We start from the raw sequence: 17,435 nt of genomic DNA on the forward strand, positions 1-17,435 counted from the left end.
AGGTGCGCCAAGGCCAAACGTCGTGAGGTGGCCGGGATTTGATCATCAAGGGCAAGGTATTTGTCGTGACCGGGGCCGGGAGCGGCATTGGTCGCGATGTGGTCTTCGCGTTGGCAGACAAGGGCGCACGAGTCGCCGCCGTCGACAACAACGCAACTGCGCTGCAGGAGACGGCCGCGCTGGGCCGCAACCACTCTGACCGGATCTCCACCCACATCCTAGATGTCACCGATCGGATGGCGGTGTCGTCGCTGCCCGATTCCGTGGCCCAGGAGCACGGCGTCGTCGATGGTCTCGTCAACGTCGCCGGCGTCATCCATCGCTTTGCGCGCGTCAACGACCTGGAGTTCACCGAGATCGAACGGATCATGGACATCAACTTCTACGGCATTCTGAACATAACGAAGGCATTCTTGCCTGTGTTGTTAAAGCGTCCCGAGGCTCACATCACGGCGGTGTCGAGCATGGGTTCATTCGTGCCGGTACCGGGGCAAACGATCTACGGCGCCTCGAAGGCCGCAGTGAAGCTACTGATGGAAGGACTCAACTCCGAACTGCGCGACACCAACGTTGGCGTCAGCGTGGTCTTCCCGGGAGCCATCGCCACCAGCATCGCGGTCAACTCGGGTGCGATGACGGCGGCGGAGAACGCGGCGACGGCGGCAACGATGAGGATGACCCCATCGCCGGTCGCGGCGGCCAAGATCGTCCGCGGCATCGAAAAGTGTTCCTACCACGTATTCATCGGTGCCGATTCGGTCCTACTGGACAAACTCTCCCGGCTCATGCCCGCCCGATCAGCGAAGGTCGTCTACTCGCAGATGCGCGATCTGCTCGCGGGCCAGCCTGACCACGACTGAAAAGCCTGAAGCGTCACAGCGACACCGCGCGGCCGCCGAGGGATGTCGCGGGCCGGCTAGTGGCGGGCCCACTCCGCGACGAGGTCGTTGACCGTCGTAAGCCGTGCCAGCAGGCCGATAGTGTTCTCCAGTACCTGTTCAGCGTAGCCGGTCGGGGTTCCGCCGACAGCATCACGCGGGACGACGAGGTTGAATCCGGCCTGGCTGGCATGCGCCGCGGTGATGGGTAACGCCAAATTGAGCGATACACCGGTCAGGACGATCGTACCGACACCGAGATCCCGCAGCAGGGGTAGCAGTTCGGTGCCCAGGGTGGGAAACAGACCGTGGTGGCGGGGCAGCACGAAATCGCTTGCTGCCAGCAATTCGGGAATGACGTGTGACTCTGGGCTATCGGGCGTCCACCCAGAGGTGGCCGGTCCCAACGCCCGCCATATCCGCGCGGTCCCGGTGGGGGAGCTTCCCGGCAACGGGCCTACGTAGGTGGCGTGAACGACGTGCACGCCTGCGCCGCGGGCGGCGTCGAGCAGTCGGCCCAGAGCCTGAACGAGTCCGCCGATGTCGGCCGCCAAAGCCGGCAAGACCGACTGTGGTCCGAGAACGCCTTGCTGGCATTCGATGCACACTACTGCGACAGTCGCGGGATCGTCAGGCGTGAGCGGCGATGGTGACATTGAGATCCTCAGGTGTATTTGGAGTTGCTAGGGCTGGGGTCGAAGTTAGTCGACTGCGCCGCAATCGAGTACGCGCTCTCTAACCATGGGAGTTCGGCATCAGATACGGGGGCTGCGCTAGCGGCGGACGTCCATGCCGGCGTGGACCTTCAGCACGCTGCCAGTGAACCAGCGCCCCGCGTCCGAGATCAAGGACAGGATCGCGTTGCTGACGTCGCGCGGTTCGATCATCGGCAGGTCTGGTAGGGCTGTCTGCACCTCATTGGCAAGGTAAGGGTTGTCTTCGATCATCTTGAACAGTGCGGGGTTTTCGGTGATCATCGGTGTTGCGCAGTCGGTTGGTGCCACCGCGTTGACGCGGATGCCTTCGGGTGCAAGGAGTTTGGCGTACGCGTGCACCAGTCCTGTGATCGCCAGCTTGGACATCAGGTAGGCGTCTGAGCCGCCACTGCCGTCCGTGGACTCTAGCAGAGCCGCTGTCGAGCTGGTTGCCACGAGATTGCCGCCAAGGCCGCGTGCCCGGAGATGGGGGATCGCCACCTGGAAGGTGTTCCAGACACCGATCAGCATGATGTCGATTCCGAGCCGCAGCGATTCGGCAGCGTCACGCTCGTCTGGGTTGGTCAGGATCACACCGGCGTTGGCGATCACGGTGTCGATGTGGCCGAAACGGGCCACCCCGGCGTCGAAGGCATGCTGTAGCGCGTCCTTATCGCGCACGTCCGCTGTCCCGACTAGCATAGTCTGGCCGGTCTTTTCGACCAGGTGTGCTGTCTCGTCGAGCTCGTCGGCAGTTCCCAGCTTGTAGGGCACCGTGTCGAGGTCATGGCAGATGTCCACCCCGACGATGTTCGCGCCTTGTTCGGCGCACATGACCGCGTGCGAGCGGCCCTGGCCCCGTGCGGCACCCGTGATGAAAACGACCCGGCCATCGAGTAGGGCCATGACCTGCTCCTCTTGTCGCCTGCTGGTGATCGAGGTACGCGGCTTGAGGGTGCGGTTCCGTGATCAGCCGGCTCAGATCTACCTGGGGGATGTTACCCCCGGCGGGTTGAATCATACAACTATTTTGTTATTTCCTTGGGGGTGACCTTGCCACTGCAGTGAAAGGAGATCGACATGCCGGACAACAGTGATACCGCTACTCCGCGTCCGCCGCACGGGGATTGGCTCGGGACTCCGTATCTCTCGTTCAAACGGGATGGGCCCTTTGCTGTATGCACCCTGGACCGGCCGCAAGCCCGCAACGCCATGACTCCGGCGATGTACTTCGGGATCCGGTATGCCGTCAGCAGAGTCAACGCTGATCCCGGGCTGGCTGGTCTGATCATCACCGGGACCGGTGATGTGTTCGCGCCTGGGGGTGACTTGGGTCAGGGGGGCGTGGATGATTGGATGGACTTCGCGGCGAACCTGGGCATGGATGTGACGCCGTTTGACAGTCTTCGCACGTCGTCGAAACCGGTTGTGGCAGCGGTCAACGGCCTGTGTCAGGGGGGCGGTCTGCAGATCGCGATGTGCAGCGACGTGGCCGTGGTCAGCGAGCGCGCGACGTTCCGGGTACCCGAGCTGTTCCGCGGTATCGCCGACACTTACTACAGCCAGATGTTGGCGCGCATCATCGGGCCCGTCCGGACTCGGGACCTGATGTTGACTGGGCGGACACTGACCGCCCAGGAGGCGCTTGACTGGGGAATCGTCAGTCGTGTGGTTGCCCACGACGACGTGCTGCACGTCGCACATGACCTACTGGCCCAGTGCTGTCGGACTGCACCGGGCGCGCGCAGCGTGATCAAGGCGAGCTTGGACGACTACCTGGGACTATTCGACCGCATCGGAATGCAGACCAGCCTGGCGGGTGAGGAAGCGCGGGAAGGGTTCCGTGCGTTCAAGGAGAAGCGGTCACCCAGTTGGGTGCATCCCGGCCTGCGCGTCGCCGGCCGTCTGTAGGCCGACATCGGGCCGGCGCATCTGGCTGCGTGTGCCGCTGGTCTACTTCGGTGTGAAACGCTGAGCGCCGTCGAGGCGCAGCACCTCGCCGTTGACGTAGCCGTTGGTGAGCAGGAACACCGCCGCGTCGGCATATTCGCTGGGAGCGCCGAGTCGCCTGGGGAAGGGCACATTGGAAGCGAACTTGGCGATCGCCTCCTCGCCGACCGACTCCATGATCGGCGTCTTCATCGTTCCCGGGGCGATGGTGTTGACCCGGATGCCCACCGATCCCAGGTCACGGGCCGCGGCCAGTGTTAGCCCGATGACACCGGCCTTGGCCGCGGCGTAGGCGGTTTGCCCGATCTGGCCTTCGTAGCCGGCGATCGACGCCGTCAGCACCAGCGCGCCGCGCTCTGAATCCTCGCGCGGTGCGGCCGTCGCGACCGAGGCGGCGACCAGTCGAGCGACGTTGTAGGTGCCGTTGAGGTATAGGTCGATCGTCTTGGTGAAGCCGCCGAAATCCGCTGGGCTGCCATCCCTTTGGACGATTCGTTGCGCGACTCCAAAACCACCGTGTGCCACGACCCCGTAACGCAGCTGACCGAGTTGATTGGCCTGCTCGATAGCGGCCAGGATGCTGTCCTCGCTGGTGACGTCGGTGCGGACGAAAACGGCGCGGTCGCCCAGCTCATCAGCCAGCGCCTTACCCTTGTCGTCGGCGAGATCGGCGATCACCACGCCCAGGCCGTCGTTGTGTAGACGCCGCACGGTCGCCTCGCCCAAACCTCCCGCGCCGCCACTGACTATGGCCGACGCGCCGTCGAATTGCTGTAGGTTCAACAGTCCTCCTTGATAACAGAACTTTTCATTGGGTTAGGTTGCCGTGCCGGCAGCTCCGCGTGGAGGCCACAGTCGCACAAGGCCTTTAGAGAGCCGGTCGCGGTGTGGACGGCAGGTAGAAGTTGGGGGTCAGGTCTTCCTCGCGTGCGGCGAGACGGTACTGGGCCAGATCCTCGATACCCTCCTCGCGCAACACCTCTTCGTCGGTGTAGAAGTGACCGCTGCAGTTCGCGGCGGGGCGGGTTACCAGTGCGTGCATCGCGTCGGCCATGATGCGTGGACTGCGCGCCTGCGCCCGCACGACGTCCTCGCCCATCGCCGCCATCATCCCGGTGCTGGCGACGGTGGTGGCTGGCCACAACGAATTGACGGCAATGGGAATCGACGCGAATTCCGCGGCCCAGCCCAGGGTCAGCAGGCTCTCGGCGTACTTGGCGACGGTGTGGCCGAGATGCGCGCCGACCCATGCTGGCGCCAGGTCCAGCGGCGGGGACACGTTGACGATGTGCGCGTTGTCCGAGGCTCGTAGATGCGGAAAAGCCGCCTGCACCACCGCGAACGGACCCTCAACGTTTACCGCGAGCAGCCGCTCGAACATCTTTAGCGGTAGCGCGGGGGTGCGACGCAGATCGAGCGCACCCGCATTGTTCACCACGATGTCGATGGCGCCGAAGGTCTCGGCGGCCTGTGCGACAACACCGGCGACGGCCTCGGTGTCGCGCACGTCGCACATCAGGGGCAGCGCCTTACCGCCCGCCTCCTGCACCGCCTCGGCGGTTTCGGCGAGGGTACCCGCGATCTTGGGATTCGGGGTGTCCGTCTTGGCCAGCAAGACCACACTGGCCCCATCGGCAGCCGCGCGGACTGCGATGTCGCGGCCGATACCCCGGCTCGCCCCGGTGATGACGACAACACGATCCTTCAAGGTGCGCAAGCCGCCGTCGGCCACGATGCGTCTCCTTCTAGCCCCGGTTGAACCTCGTCCCGAAATGCTATAACTATATAGCGTATTAATGGGCGCCAGATGCGGCCGCCCCGCCGGATTGAAGCGAGGCACTATGACCCATGTCGTCTCGATCGGCACCTATCTGCCGCCATGGCAGGTCGGTGACCGCCGCGTCAAAGGGCCCGACGAGGATGCGCTGACCATGGCGGTGGCGGCCGGCCGGGCCGCCGATCCCGACGCATCGGCGCACCGGGTGATCATGGTGTCGCGCAACTTCCCGCTGCTGGAGGGCGGCAACGGTGCGGTGCTGCTGGCCGGCCTCTCGTTGCCGGCCGACACCCCGGTGGCTGAGGTCCTCGGCGGGGCGCCGGCGCTGCTGGACCAACTCGTCAGCGCCCCGGACGACACACTGGTGATCGCCGCCGACGACAACGAGGCCGCGGCGGGGGCGTCGGCGGTGCTGACCGGCCCGGCCGGCACCACGCTGGCCGCCGCGGCGCGTCAGGCCCGCAGCCTGCCCATGCTGGTGCGCGCCGATGACGGTTCCCGCCACGCATATCTTGATCCCCGGCTGCAGCGCGAGGTCGGGGTGCGGGCCACGGTCGCACGCCTGGGTCTGACCGGGTCCCCCCTCGTGGCCGCGGTCGCCGGGGCAAAGGCCGGACAGCTCGGCGGAGGCTTCGACACGTCCGCCGTACTCGACGATGCAACGGTGTCGGCCGCCGCGGTCATCCGGTTGTTGGCCGACGCGATCGACAACCGCACCGCCGGCCTGGTGTTCGCCGTCGAGCAATCCACGGTCAGCGTCGGCGAGCTGACGCTCGCCGACACCCCACCGCGGATCGTTCGCGACGAGGTGCCCGCCCGTGACCTGCCCAAGACGCGGGTCGCCGAGGGTGTGGGCATCCCGATCTCGCTACCGGCCTATGCGCGTGCGTTCGAGCCGAAAATTCGTTGGGAAGCAGCGGTTTTCGAGGAGCGTCCGGGCATCGACGCGGCCCCTCAGTTCCCGCCAAGGGTCCGGGTCGACGATTCCGGCGTACTGTCTGACCACTACCGGCTCGAGCCGCTGCCGCGTACCGGCACCGTCTACACTCACACCACGATCCGGATTCCGGTCCCCGACCTGCCCAGCCCGTACTCGCTGGCGGTGGTCCAGCTGGACGAAACCCCGGTGCGCGTCCTGCTCAAGGTCACCGGCGTGCCGGCGGGGGAGGCCACCATCGGGCAAGCGGGCGCGGTGGTATTGCGCAGGATCGCGACCCGTGCAGGCATCCCCGACTACGGGTACGCCTTCTGGCCGGGGCGCACCGAACGGCATACGGCACAAGGAGCCCGGGCATGAGGAACGTCGCAATTGTCGGTGCCGGGATGACCCCGTTCGCCGAACATTTCGGCCTGGGGATCAAAGACCTCGTGCCGATGGCCTATGCCGAAGCGGTGGCCCACGTCGACAAGGGCATCACAAAGTCCGAGATCGAGGCCGCCTGGTTCGGGGAGCTGTCCACCACCGATGGATTCCCGTCCGGAATCCTCGCCGACACCCTCGACCTCACCGACATCCCCGTCACGCGTGTCGAAAATGCGTGTGCGACAGGTAATGACGCGATCCGAAACGGGACCCTGGCCATCGCCTCCGGCCTCTACGACGTCGTGCTGGTGCTTGGCGCTGACAAGGTGCGCGAGACGGCGACGAACGCGACGTTCTGGGAGTGGGCGGCGATGACCCGCGACAACGCGTGGGACTATCCACTGGGCCTTGTCGCACCGGCCAACTTCGCCTTGCACGTCACCCGTTATCTGCATGAGTCACCGGCGACCCGGGAACACATGGCCATGGTGGCGGTCAAGAACCACTTCCACGCGCTGAACAACCCCAAAGCCCAGCTGCGCTACGAAATCACCGTCGAGCAGGCACTGGCCGCGCCCATCGTGGCCGAGCCGTTCGGACTTTATGACTGCACCCCCCAGTCCGACGGCGCCGCCGCGGTGATCCTGGCCGCCGAGGATGTCGTCGACCGCTATACCGACAGGCCGGTGTGGGTGCGTGGTGTCGGCCTCGGTATGGACCGGGTCATGCACCAGCACAAAAACGACATGACCACCTTTCCCCCGACGGTGCGGGCCGCGAAGGCGGCACTCAAGATGGCCGGTCTCACGCCCCGCGACATCGATGTCGCCGAGGTGCACGACTGCTTCACCGGTGTCGAACTGATCAGCTACGAAGATCTCGGCTTCGCCGAGCGCTTCGAGGCGTACAAGATCGTCGAAGGACGTGAGAACTACGTTGGCGGCGCGATCCCGATCAACCCCAGCGGGGGACTGAAGGCCAAGGGCCACCCGCCGGGCGCTACCGGGGTCGCCCAGTGCTACGAGCTGTTCAACCAGTTGCGTGGGGAGGCCGAGAATCAGGTCGATGGCGCGCGAATCGGGTTGGCGCACAACATCGGCGGTCCGACAGCCGTCTCCGCGGTGACGATCCTTTCCCGCGACCGGGCCTGAGCCGCCAGAGGCGATACCTGCCTGGCCGCTCAGCGGTAGGCGGTCAGGCGCGCGGTGATCGCCACCTTGTCATCGTCGCCGATCGCCCGGGCATCGCTGACCGCGGAGGTGCGGCCGATGCGCAGTGGCGTTCCGACGTACCGAGAATTGTGGCCGGCGATGAACGGGCGCAAGAAGTTCACCCGTAACGACGCGGTTCGCAGCGGATCACCCGGTTGGTCGGCGTTGATTGCCGCCGATGCGGTCAGCTCCAGCCCGGCCGCGGCGACACCACCGTGCATGATGCCGATCTCGTTGTTCAGATCCGGGTCGACACGCTGCCGCAGTACCGAGGTGCCGTCGCCGCAGCTGTCAACATCGACCCCCATCAGATCCGACAACTGTCGCGTCGACCCCCGGTATGAGTCCGCGGGACGTTGGACCCGCCGACCTTCTGCCGGGATGAAGTACGAACGAACCGCGCCGGCGCCGATGACGGTTCCGCCTAAGCTCAGCGTGCACAGTGAAAGGGTCGTGCCGCCGACGGGGCCCAGCGGGCGTGCACGGGCGAGCACCGGTTTCTCGACGTCGGCCCACTCGGCTGGGCTGAGCTCCAGTGTCAGTTCCGTTGTCACCGTCCACTGATCGCTACGACGACGGTAATGGTTGGACATGCCGCCGGCGGCGTCGACGAGAATGGCCAGCAGACCCACCGCCGGCGCGCCGGTAAAGGGGTTGCGCAGGCCCGCTATCGGCATCGACATCGCGATAGCCGCATCGGCGAGATTGGCCTCGAGGAATTCGACTCCAAACCGCACCCGGATGCTGTCCGGTGTCTCGATGTCGCGCTGAACCTCCTCCTCGGTTATGCGGTTCATTCGAGAAGGTCGACGACGGTTGACAACTTGGATCCGGCGAACAGAAACTCCTCTGCCTTCATCAGATGGCGTTGCCAGAGCTCACCCGCCTTGTCCGCGTCGCCGGATTTGATCAGTTCCAGGACCATGCGATGCGTCGTGGCCGAACGGCGCAGCGCCTGCTCAGCGGCTGCGCCCTCGGTCGGCTGCAACGAGCGGTTGGCCTTTTCGATGATGTGATGCAGCATGGCGCTGACGATCTGCTGCGTCTTGTTACCCGACAAGCGCGCGATAGCGGCGTGGAAGTCGGTCATCTTGTCGATCGACTCGATACCGGGCTGCAGTCGGGATTCGTGTTCGACGATCCGCTCGAGCTCGGCGATGGCGTCGGGGTCGGCCCCATTGGCCAACGCCACCACCATGGGTGTTTCCAGGTTGGCCCGGGCATCGTAGACGTCTTTCAACGTCACGCCCTCGTACTCCAAGATCAGCCCGGCGTAACGGGCCAGCGTCTCGCGCCGTGGACGCATCACCCGTGCGCCGCCACGCACGCCACGCTGCACCTCGATCAAGGACTCGGACTCCAGCACCCGAAACGCCTCGCGCAGCGTCGGGCGCGACACCCCGAACCGCTCCATCAGCTCCGATTCCGGGGGCAACATCGAGCCCTCGCTGATCTCACCGCGGATGAACATTCTGCGCAGCACGGTGGCCACGCGATCGGCCATCTTCGGTTCCCGAAGATTGGTGACCTCCATAATCGCCTCCGCCTCGCTGAATCAACTAACTGTCAGTGCAGATCAACCGACTCGCCGCAGCCCGAGCGGGTGTCGGCTAGTGCGGAACCTGACCAGCGTCAGTAGCCCATCGACCGGCCCATCAGATCCTTCATGATCTCGGTGGTTCCGCCGTAGAGGCGCTGCACCCGGGAATCGCGCCACAGCCGGGCCACCTCGTATTCGTTGATGTAGCCGTAGCCCCCGTGCAATTGCAGGCAACGGTCGATGATCTCCCACTGCACCTCGGTGGTCCACCACTTCAGGCCTGCGGCGTCCTCGGCCGTCAGTTGGCCCTCGTTCAGCGCCAGGACACACTGGTCGAGGTAGGTTTGCGCGGCGTCCAGCTTGGTCTGCATCTCGGCCAAAAAGTGGCGGTTCACCTGGAACTTGCCGACGGGCTGACCGAACGCGGTGCGCTCGAGTGCGTAGTTCTTCGTCAGCTCCAACGCGCGCCGGGCCATCGGCAGGCCGTAGCAGGCGATGCCCAGCCGCTCGCTCGGGAGGTGCGAAAGGAGGTGGTAGAAGCCGCGGTTGAGCTCGCCGACGAGGTTCTCCTTGGGGACCCGGACGTTGTCGAAGAACAGCTCGGCGGTGTCGGCGGACCATTGGCCGATCTTGTCGAGCTTGCGACCGCGGGTGAAGCCCTCCATGCCGTCCTCGATCATCAGCAGACTGATGCCTTTGCGGCCCGCCGACGGCTCGGTCTTGACGGCGGTCAGCACGAGCTTGGACAGCAGCCCGTTGCTGATGAACGTCTTCTGGCCGTTGACCACCCAGTGGTCACCGGCATCTGTTGCGGTGGTCTTGATGCCCGCCAGGTCGGAACCGGCGGCCGGCTCCGACATTGCGATCGAGCCGATGTACTCACCGGAGATGAACTTGGGCAGCCAGCGCTCTTTCTGCTCCTCGGTCGTGAGGTCGTCGAGATATGGCACCAAGATGTCGTTTTGCACGCCCAGACCGATGCCCACCGAACCGGTGGCCATCATCTCCTCGGAGAGAATCTGGTTGAAACGGTAATCGGTGAGTCCCATGCCGCCGAAGCGCTCCGGCAGCGCCCAGCCGATCAAGCCATGCTCACCGGCGGCGCGCCATGCCTCGCGGCTGACCTTGCCTTCGCGTTCCCACTTCTCGCTGTAGGGGGCGCATTCACGTTCGAAGAACGCGCGTGCGGTGGCGCGAAATTCGTTGTGGACGTCGTCGAAAATATTGCGGCGCATGTGGTTTTCCTTCCTCAGCTGCAGGCGACGAGCGCAGGCAAGGGGCGGGTCGGGGGATGCATCGCGAACAGTCGCTCGTCGAGCAGGGCTTCCAGCTGAAGCTGGGATTCGCACAGCGCGTCAACCTGGAACCCTCGCGCGGTATAACGGGTCGGATCGTGCTCGGCGGTCAGGGCGATCGCGCCGCACACCTGCAGCGCCGCCTCGCTGACCACGCGGTGCGCCCGCCCGGCCGCAGCCTTGGCGGCCTGCGCTGACAACCGCGCACCGAAGCGCCACCAGGTGCTCAGCGGGACGTCCGACCTGTAGTCACAGTGACGGCTGGCGGCATCGGCAGGGGTGGTCAACCGGGACCCCCTTCGTGACGTCGCGGACAACCCGTCGGCTAATCCGCTAAACAATTATCTATAAATGAGTACAATAAACCACGCCAACAGTCCAGCGAGAGGAAGCTCTGATGACGGCTTCGCCGGTCGCCGCAACCACCGTCCAGTTCAACCCCGAATCGCGCCTGTACATCGATGGTCATCTGCGCGAATCCTCGACGGGTAAGACCGTCGACAACCTCAATCCCGCGACCGAAGAGCTGCTCGGCGTGGCAACCGACGCCAGCGCCCAGGACATGGACGAGGCGATCGCAGCGGCCCGTCGGGCCTTCGACACCACGACCTGGTCCACCGACCGCGCGTTCCGACAGCACTGCCTGCTGCAGCTGCACGAGGCGCTGCAGCAGGAGAAGGAGGAGATGCGCGCCGAGCTGGTGGCCGAGGCCGGCGCTCCGCTGGGCATGACCTATATCGCGCAGTTGGACTGGCCGTTGGCCGAGGCGATCCGCTGGCCCGCGCAGTACATCTCCGACTTCCCCTGGGAGCGCCAGCTCGAGGAGGCCGCCCTGATGGGCGTGCCCTACAACCGCGTCGTGGTCAAGGAGCCGATGGGTGTGGTCGGCGCCATCACGCCGTGGAACTTCCCCGTCGAGATCATCAGCAACAAGGTCGGCCAGATCCTGGCCACCGGCAACACGATGGTGCTCAAACCGGCGATGGAAACACCCTGGAGCGCGCTGCGCTGGGGCCGCATCATCGCCGAAAAGACCGACATCCCGGCCGGTGTGGTGAACATCGTGCCCGCGTCGGACAACGACATCGCCCAGCGCCTGCTGACCGATCCACGGGTCGACATGATCTCCTTCACCGGCTCGACCGCGGTCGGTGAGCTGATCGGTCGGCTGACCGCGGCGACCATGAAGCGCAACCTGATGGAACTCGGTGGCAAGTCGGCCTACCTGCTGCTCGACGACGCCAATCTGGCCGAGACCGTCCCAGGGTGTGTCGGCGCGCTGATGCACTCGGGCCAGGGCTGCGCGCTGACCACCCGGATGTTGGTGCCCAGAGCGCACTACGACCAGGCCGTCGAACTGGCCACCGCCGCCTTTGCCGGGGTCACCGTCGGCGACCCCAGTGACCCAGCCAACTTCGCCGGCCCGCTGGTGTCGGCCAAACAACGCGAGCGGGTGATGGAGTACATCCGGGTCGCCAAGGAACAGGGCGCCCGGGTGACCGTGGGCGGCGGCAAGCCCGAGGGGCTGGACCGCGGCTACTTCGTGGCGCCGACAGTTCTCGCCGACGTCGCACCCGAGCACCGGGTCTTTCAGGAGGAGATCTTCGGTCCCGTCATCACGATCACCCCGTACGACGGGGGTGACGACGGCGCCGTGGAGATGGCGAACAACTCCATGTACGGGTTGGCGGGCACCGTGCTCGGTTCCGCCGAGCGGGCGATGGCCGTCGCGCGGCGCATCCGCACCGGATCGGTGAACGTCAACGGCGCCATCTTCTACGGCCCCGACGCACCGTTCGGCGGCTACAAGATGAGCGGCATCGGCCGGCAGAACGGTTTCGAGGGCTTCGAGCAGCACCTGCAGACCAAAGTCATCGCCTACTGATCCCGTCACTAAACAAAGGAACACATGACCGACATCCTCAACGGAATCCGTGTCGTCGAGTTGGCCGCGTGGACATTCGTGCCCGCGGCCGGTGCCGTGCTCGCCGACTGGGGCGCCGACGTCATCAAGGTCGAGCACCCCGAGACCGGCGATCCGCAGCGCGGCCTGGTCAGTTCCGGCATCGTCACCGGCGCCGGGGGAGTGAACCACTTCGTCGAGCAGCCCAACCGGGGCAAACGCAGCATCGGGCTGGACACCTCCACTCCCGAGGGGCTGGAGCTGTTGATGAAGCTGCTCGAGACCGCCGACGTCTTCGTCACCAACCTGCTGCCGGATTCGCGGCAGCGGATGGGCATCGACGTCGCGCAGGTCCGGGCCCGCAACCCCAGGATCATCTATGCCCGCGGCCACGGCTACGGCACGAAGGGAGACCTGGCCTCCCAGGGCGGTTTTGATCTGGCCGCCTACTGGGCACGAGGCGGGATCGGCGAGGCGTACGCCGCCGGCGACGGCTCCTACCCACCGATTCAGCGGCCGGCGTTCGGCGACTCCTACGGAGGTCTGGCCATCGCCGGTGGTATCGCGGCGGCCCTGGTCAAACGTGAGCGCACCGGCGAACCCTCGGTGGTGGACGTCTCCTTGCTCAATGCGGCGATCTGGCAACTGGGGCCCGACATCGTCGGCGCCGGGGTGACCGGGCAGGACATCCCGAAGTTCAATCTCGACGAAATGCCCAACCCGGTGGCCAGCATCTACAAGACCCGCGACGCCCGGTTCATCGCCTTCGTGCTGCTGCAGGCGGATCGGTTCTGGGCTGATTTCTGCACCCGCCTGGGCCGGTCGGACCTGATCGACGATGAGCGCTTCGCCAACGCGATGGTGCGCTTCGGCAACCGCACCGAATGCATCGCCGAACTTCGTGCGACGTTCGAGTCCCAGGACCTCGCCCACTGGGAGAAGGCGTTCGCCGGGTTCGACGGGGTGTGGGACATCATGCGCACCGCCCACGAGGTGCACAGTGATCCACAGGCGATCGTCAACGGGTATCTACCGCGGGTCACCGACGCCAACGACAACGAATTCGCCTTGGCGGCCAGCCCGGTTCAGTTCGACGGCGCGCCGCTGGACCTGACCTGCGCGCCGGGGCACGGTGAACACACCGACGCGTTGTTGGCCGAACTGGGGTTCAGTGAGGACGAGATCATCGATTTGAAGATCAACTCGGTGGTGCTGTAGGCATGCCGGTATCTGACGACCTGGCGCGGCGGTTCCTGCACGTCAACCTCAACAGCGCGTCGCTAGACGCCACCGAGGCGCTCTACGCCCAACAGCTGGGCTTGTCCGCGCGGATGCGGACCGACCCCGAAGCGCCCACCGACGGCAGAATCCTCGGACTCGACGGCGAAAGTTACTGCGCCACTTCGTTTCTGTATGACGCCCGCGGCGGCCGCCGCGGCTGCGCCCTGGAGGTCATCGAGTGGCACTCGCCGGCCCTGAAACGCGACCTGAGCACCGACCCGCTCCGCCCGGGCATCCGGTCGGCGCTGATGACGGTCAGCGACCTGGCCGGCACGGTGAGGATGCTGCGTGAGCACAGTGTCGTGGTCAGCGACCCGCTCGACGGCCTGATCTCCGGTAGCAAGTCGGTGCTGGTGCTCGACCCCGACGGTGTGGTGATCGAGCTGGCCGAGGCTCCCGGTGACGCCCCCGCGTCGGCGGGGGCGCTGTTAGGTGGGGTACGCATCGCGGCCATCGACGCGAGCAAGACCGCGGAGTTCTTGACCTCCCTCGGCTTCGCCGTGGTGCAGGCGCCGACGGGCACGACCATCACCGGCGACCAGCTTTCACCCGGCGGGTCATCGCAACCCGTCGAGTGCGTCGTCGCCCAGCTCGCCCTGCCCGAGGACGGCCACCAATTCAGCCTCACGGTGGTCGAGCACCCCGGCAGCGCCGATCTGCCTCCGGTGCCCTGGGGCGGCAACCACCAAGGCCTCTACCGGTGCGCGCTGCGGGTGGAGAACGTCGAAAAAGCACTGGCAGCGCTGCCTGATTCCATCGAGCCGCAAGGTAACCCGGTGTGGTGTCCGCTGCCGGGCACCAAGATCGAGGGCCTCTACATTGCGTTTCTGCGCTCACCCGACGGGGTGGTCTTCGAGTTCGTCGAGCGCCCGCTGAAGTACTTCCAGCGCTAATTCGCCGGTTCAGGCTCCCAACAGCTCGCCGATGAGCTTGCGCCGCCGCGCCCAATTGGTGCCGCGCAGATCGGCGTGGCCCGACTCGGTGACGATCACGTCGACATCGTAGGCCGGTGTCGATACCGGGCGGCTGAGCCGCTCCACAAGCGGCGAGCGGCCGCCGAAGGCCGACGGCACCGCGATGATCGACAATCCATGACGACTCATCGCGGCTGCGGCACAGTAGTCCGGATGCCCACCGATGCCGCCCACCACGTTGTCGCCGATGCCTTCGACATTCACCTGACCGACCGGATCGATTTCGATGGCCGTGTTGACCGCGATCAGCGGTGCGCCGTCGCGCAGCCGGGTGAAGTCGTGCGTATAGGAGATGCCATGCAGGATCGGTCGACCATCAGCCCAGTCGAACAGCCGGTCACCGCCGAGCAAGTAGGTGGCCGACGGCGTCCCGGCCAGCAGACCACGGTCGTCGAGGTCGACCACGGCGTCGGTGAGCAGGCCGGTATCGATCCGCAACGGCGACGACGCCCGCCGAAGCAGGGCGGTGCCCAGCTGGCCCGGACCGTACTGCAGCCGGGCGCCCTCGGGGACGAAGCGCAGCACGGCGTCGGCAAGCTGGTCGTGCACCGGGTCGGGCTCCTTGTGCGGGAACCGGATTGGGCCGTCGTCGCTGCGGGCGACGACCGTCACCGCCGCCCGGCTCAGCGGCGGACCGGCGTCGGCCTTCGGCGCGTTGCTGTCGAGGATCGCCAGTACCGGAACCCCCGAATCCACCAGTTCGCGCTGCCAGCACACCTCGGTGCCGAAGTGCAGCGCACCGCCGCGCTCGACGAGCCTGGTGACGAGCACATCGGGTCGCAACGCAGCGGCCAGCAGCGCGGGAACAGCCGCCAGCCGGGTTGGCACGAACCGCGCGTTGGGGGCGTTCAGCACCCGGCGCATGCCCCAGCCCGGCATCAGTGCAACGATCTCACCGAACGCCTCGGGCTCTAGACCCTCGAGCGGTGTCGGCAGCCACGCCAGCACCAGCCCAAGATCGCCGACGTCGCGGGCCACCTTTGACAGCACGGTGCCGATCGCGTCACCGGACTCCAGCGTGCGAACCTGGCCGACGCCGTCCCCGAGCACCACCCGGCTTCCGGCCCGCAGTACCGACCGCAGCGCCGATTCGAGACCTTTCGGGCCGACTGTGCTCAGCACCGGGCTTTCGGGAGGAGGTGGGGTCATTTCCCGTCCAGATAGGCGTCGTACTCACCACAGACGGATTCCATGGCGTTGAGACGCCGGGCCACCAACATGATCTCGGCGTCGTTGGCGGGATCGTCGGACTGCAGCTGATCCAGCCGGCGCCGGGTGCGCTCGATCTCGGCAACCAATCGCCCTCTGGCCTCATCCTTGGTGAGCAGGTCCTGGTCGGCCCAGTCGTCGACGGGCAGCTGCTTGATGCGCTCGAAATCTGCCACGCTGATCACCCTTTCGGGGCTACCCAGTGGTCGGCACGCGGGCCCACCCGGCGGCCGGTCCCCGTTGTGCTGGTGCCGTCGACGGTCAGGCCGCCTTGGGGAAGTTGTAGAAGCCCCGGGCGTTGAGTTCTACGATCTTGTGGGCTTCATCGTCGGGCACGTTCTCCAATGCCTGGGCGGCGCGTTCGCGGCTCTGCGGCCAGAACGAGTCCGAGTGCGGGTAGTCACACTCCCAGGTGATCTGTTCGATGCCGATCTTGTCGCGGACCTCCATACCGAAGTCATCCTCGATGAAGCAGCCATGGAAGTGCTTCTTCCACAAGTAGCTTGGCGGATGGTCTTGATTGACGTTGTTGTAGAAGCGATGCTTGCGCCATACGCTGTCGGCGCGCTCCAAGATGTAGGGAATCCAGCCGACGCCGCCCTCGCTCAAGCCGATCTTCAGCTTGGGGTGCCGGTAGAGGGTGTGGCTGAACAACCAGTCGGTCAGCGCGGTCATCGACATGGTGCCCATCAAGGTGACGAACACCGCGAACGGGGCGTCCGGCGCGATCGGCGGCGGGAAGCCGCCGGAACCGAAGTGCTGGGCCAGCACCATGCCGGTCTCCTCCATCGCCGACAGCAGCGGATCCCAGTGATCGGAATGCACCGAGGGCAGACCCAGCTTGTCCGGCAGGTCGGGGAACGTCACGCACTTGGCGCCCTTGCCGGCGACGCGGTGGACCTCCTTCACGCTCGCCTCGATGTCCCAGAACGGCAGCATCGCGACGGGGACGAATCGGTCGGGCGCAGTGGCGGCCCACTCATCGAGGTGGAAGTCGTTCCACGCCTTGGAGCACAACACCGCCAGTTCTTTGTCGTCGCCCTCGGCGAAGACCGCGCCGGCGAACCGGGGGAACGACGGGAAACACGTCATCGCCTGTACGCCATCGATGTCCATGTCGGCCACGCGGGCCTTGGGGTCGTAGCAGCCGGGGATCATGTCGTCGTAGCGGACCGGCTCGATGCCGTATTCCTCGGGCTTCTTGCCCGCGACCGCGTTGAGCCCGATGTAGGGGTAGATACGCCCCTCGTACTCCCAGACCTGACACATCTGTCCGTTGTCGGGGCGTTCCCACTCGATGATCTTCGGTCCGGCCTCCAGGTACTTGGTGGGGAGTCGGTCGCTCCAGACCTTCGGGTGTTCGATCAGGTGATCGTCGACGGAGATCAACTCCATCCAGGGCTGCAACGGCATCAATGT

The 17,435-nt window shown here is 65.9% G+C and carries 18 protein-coding genes; 7 read left to right on the plus strand and 11 right to left on the minus strand.

What is annotated here, in order from left to right; genetic code table 11:
* The first annotated feature begins 65 nt into the window (after window positions 1–65).
* Window positions 66–860: an SDR family NAD(P)-dependent oxidoreductase gene (locus AAHS21_RS21545; protein WP_342929595.1), complete on the plus strand. Its 795-nt coding sequence runs from the start codon at window positions 66–68 to the stop codon at window positions 858–860.
* 56 nt (window positions 861–916) lie between these two features.
* Here AAHS21_RS21545 and AAHS21_RS21550 read toward each other — a convergent pair whose 3' ends face one another.
* Window positions 917–1,534, minus strand: coding sequence for a cysteine hydrolase family protein (locus tag AAHS21_RS21550; protein WP_342929596.1), 618 nt, complete (start codon window positions 1,532–1,534; stop codon window positions 917–919).
* 117 nt (window positions 1,535–1,651) lie between these two features.
* Window positions 1,652–2,479, minus strand: coding sequence for a mycofactocin-coupled SDR family oxidoreductase (locus AAHS21_RS21555; protein ID WP_342929597.1), 828 nt, complete (start codon window positions 2,477–2,479; stop codon window positions 1,652–1,654).
* Window positions 2,480–2,653: 174 nt separating this feature from the next.
* Here AAHS21_RS21555 and AAHS21_RS21560 point away from each other — a divergent pair, with 174 nt between their 5' ends.
* Window positions 2,654–3,484 (plus strand): enoyl-CoA hydratase/isomerase family protein, encoded by an 831-nt coding sequence (locus AAHS21_RS21560; protein ID WP_342929598.1) that lies wholly within the window; start codon window positions 2,654–2,656, stop codon window positions 3,482–3,484.
* A gap of 42 nt (window positions 3,485–3,526) precedes the next feature.
* Here the strand turns inward: AAHS21_RS21560 and AAHS21_RS21565 are convergent, their stop codons facing one another.
* Window positions 3,527–4,306 (minus strand): SDR family oxidoreductase, encoded by a 780-nt coding sequence (locus AAHS21_RS21565; RefSeq protein ID WP_085242898.1) that lies wholly within the window; start codon window positions 4,304–4,306, stop codon window positions 3,527–3,529.
* A gap of 85 nt (window positions 4,307–4,391) precedes the next feature.
* Window positions 4,392–5,255 (minus strand): SDR family oxidoreductase, encoded by an 864-nt coding sequence (locus tag AAHS21_RS21570; protein ID WP_244275327.1) that lies wholly within the window; start codon window positions 5,253–5,255, stop codon window positions 4,392–4,394.
* A gap of 109 nt (window positions 5,256–5,364) precedes the next feature.
* Here AAHS21_RS21570 and AAHS21_RS21575 point away from each other — a divergent pair, with 109 nt between their 5' ends.
* Together AAHS21_RS21575 and AAHS21_RS21580 are read left to right on the plus strand one after the other, a co-directional pair.
* On the plus strand, window positions 5,365–6,597 hold the full coding sequence (locus AAHS21_RS21575; protein ID WP_342929599.1) for an OB-fold domain-containing protein: 1,233 nt from the start codon (window positions 5,365–5,367) through the stop codon (window positions 6,595–6,597).
* Window positions 6,594–7,754, plus strand: a complete 1,161-nt coding sequence (locus AAHS21_RS21580) for a thiolase family protein (protein ID WP_342929600.1) — start codon at window positions 6,594–6,596, stop codon at window positions 7,752–7,754. The genes AAHS21_RS21575 and AAHS21_RS21580 overlap by 4 nt, the downstream gene beginning before the upstream one ends.
* Window positions 7,755–7,783: 29 nt before the next feature.
* Here the strand turns inward: AAHS21_RS21580 and AAHS21_RS21585 are convergent, their stop codons facing one another.
* The 4 genes from AAHS21_RS21585 to AAHS21_RS21600 all read right to left on the minus strand — a co-directional run bounded on the left by AAHS21_RS21585 (window position 7,784) and on the right by AAHS21_RS21600 (window position 10,936).
* Window positions 7,784–8,611 carry a PaaI family thioesterase gene (locus AAHS21_RS21585; RefSeq protein ID WP_342929601.1) on the minus strand — a complete coding sequence of 276 codons (828 nt, stop codon included), beginning with the start codon at window positions 8,609–8,611 and terminating at the stop codon, window positions 7,784–7,786.
* The gene (locus AAHS21_RS21590; RefSeq protein ID WP_342929602.1) at window positions 8,608–9,348 is read right to left on the minus strand and encodes a GntR family transcriptional regulator; all 741 of its coding nucleotides are present in this window, start codon (window positions 9,346–9,348) and stop codon (window positions 8,608–8,610) included. The genes AAHS21_RS21585 and AAHS21_RS21590 overlap by 4 nt, the downstream gene beginning before the upstream one ends.
* 98 nt (window positions 9,349–9,446) lie before the next feature.
* Window positions 9,447–10,589 (minus strand): acyl-CoA dehydrogenase family protein, encoded by a 1,143-nt coding sequence (locus AAHS21_RS21595; protein WP_071700476.1) that lies wholly within the window; start codon window positions 10,587–10,589, stop codon window positions 9,447–9,449.
* A 14-nt stretch (window positions 10,590–10,603) separates the two neighbouring features.
* A complete protein-coding gene (locus tag AAHS21_RS21600) occupies window positions 10,604–10,936 on the minus strand; it encodes a hypothetical protein (protein WP_071700475.1) in 333 nt (110 codons plus the stop codon).
* 110 nt (window positions 10,937–11,046) lie between these two features.
* On the opposite strand from AAHS21_RS21600, the gene AAHS21_RS21605 reads away from it, so the two are divergent.
* The 3 genes from AAHS21_RS21605 to AAHS21_RS21615 are packed head-to-tail and all read left to right on the plus strand — an operon-like array spanning window position 11,047 to window position 14,726.
* Window positions 11,047–12,534 (plus strand): aldehyde dehydrogenase family protein, encoded by a 1,488-nt coding sequence (locus AAHS21_RS21605; protein WP_342929603.1) that lies wholly within the window; start codon window positions 11,047–11,049, stop codon window positions 12,532–12,534.
* A gap of 24 nt (window positions 12,535–12,558) precedes the next feature.
* On the plus strand, window positions 12,559–13,770 hold the full coding sequence (locus AAHS21_RS21610; protein ID WP_342929604.1) for a CaiB/BaiF CoA-transferase family protein: 1,212 nt from the start codon (window positions 12,559–12,561) through the stop codon (window positions 13,768–13,770).
* Between the two features lie 2 nt (window positions 13,771–13,772).
* Entirely contained in the window at window positions 13,773–14,726 is a 954-nt protein-coding gene (locus AAHS21_RS21615; protein ID WP_342929605.1) for a VOC family protein, read from the plus strand.
* A gap of 9 nt (window positions 14,727–14,735) precedes the next feature.
* On the opposite strand, the gene AAHS21_RS21620 is transcribed toward AAHS21_RS21615, so the two are convergent.
* The 3 genes from AAHS21_RS21620 to AAHS21_RS21630 form a co-directional block, all read right to left on the minus strand.
* Window positions 14,736–15,956, minus strand: a complete 1,221-nt coding sequence (locus tag AAHS21_RS21620; RefSeq protein WP_342929606.1) for an acetyl-CoA hydrolase/transferase C-terminal domain-containing protein — start codon at window positions 15,954–15,956, stop codon at window positions 14,736–14,738.
* Window positions 15,953–16,192 (minus strand): hypothetical protein, encoded by a 240-nt coding sequence (locus AAHS21_RS21625; protein WP_342929607.1) that lies wholly within the window; start codon window positions 16,190–16,192, stop codon window positions 15,953–15,955. Before AAHS21_RS21625 ends, AAHS21_RS21620 begins: the two co-directional genes overlap by 4 nt.
* Before the next feature lie 85 nt (window positions 16,193–16,277).
* Window positions 16,278–17,429: an amidohydrolase family protein gene (locus AAHS21_RS21630; protein WP_342929608.1), complete on the minus strand. Its 1,152-nt coding sequence runs from the start codon at window positions 17,427–17,429 to the stop codon at window positions 16,278–16,280.
* Window positions 17,430–17,435: the final 6 nt, after the last annotated feature.

The organism is Mycobacterium sp. 050272, from assembly GCF_039023525.1.
Lineage (GTDB): Bacteria > Actinomycetota > Actinomycetes > Mycobacteriales > Mycobacteriaceae > Mycobacterium.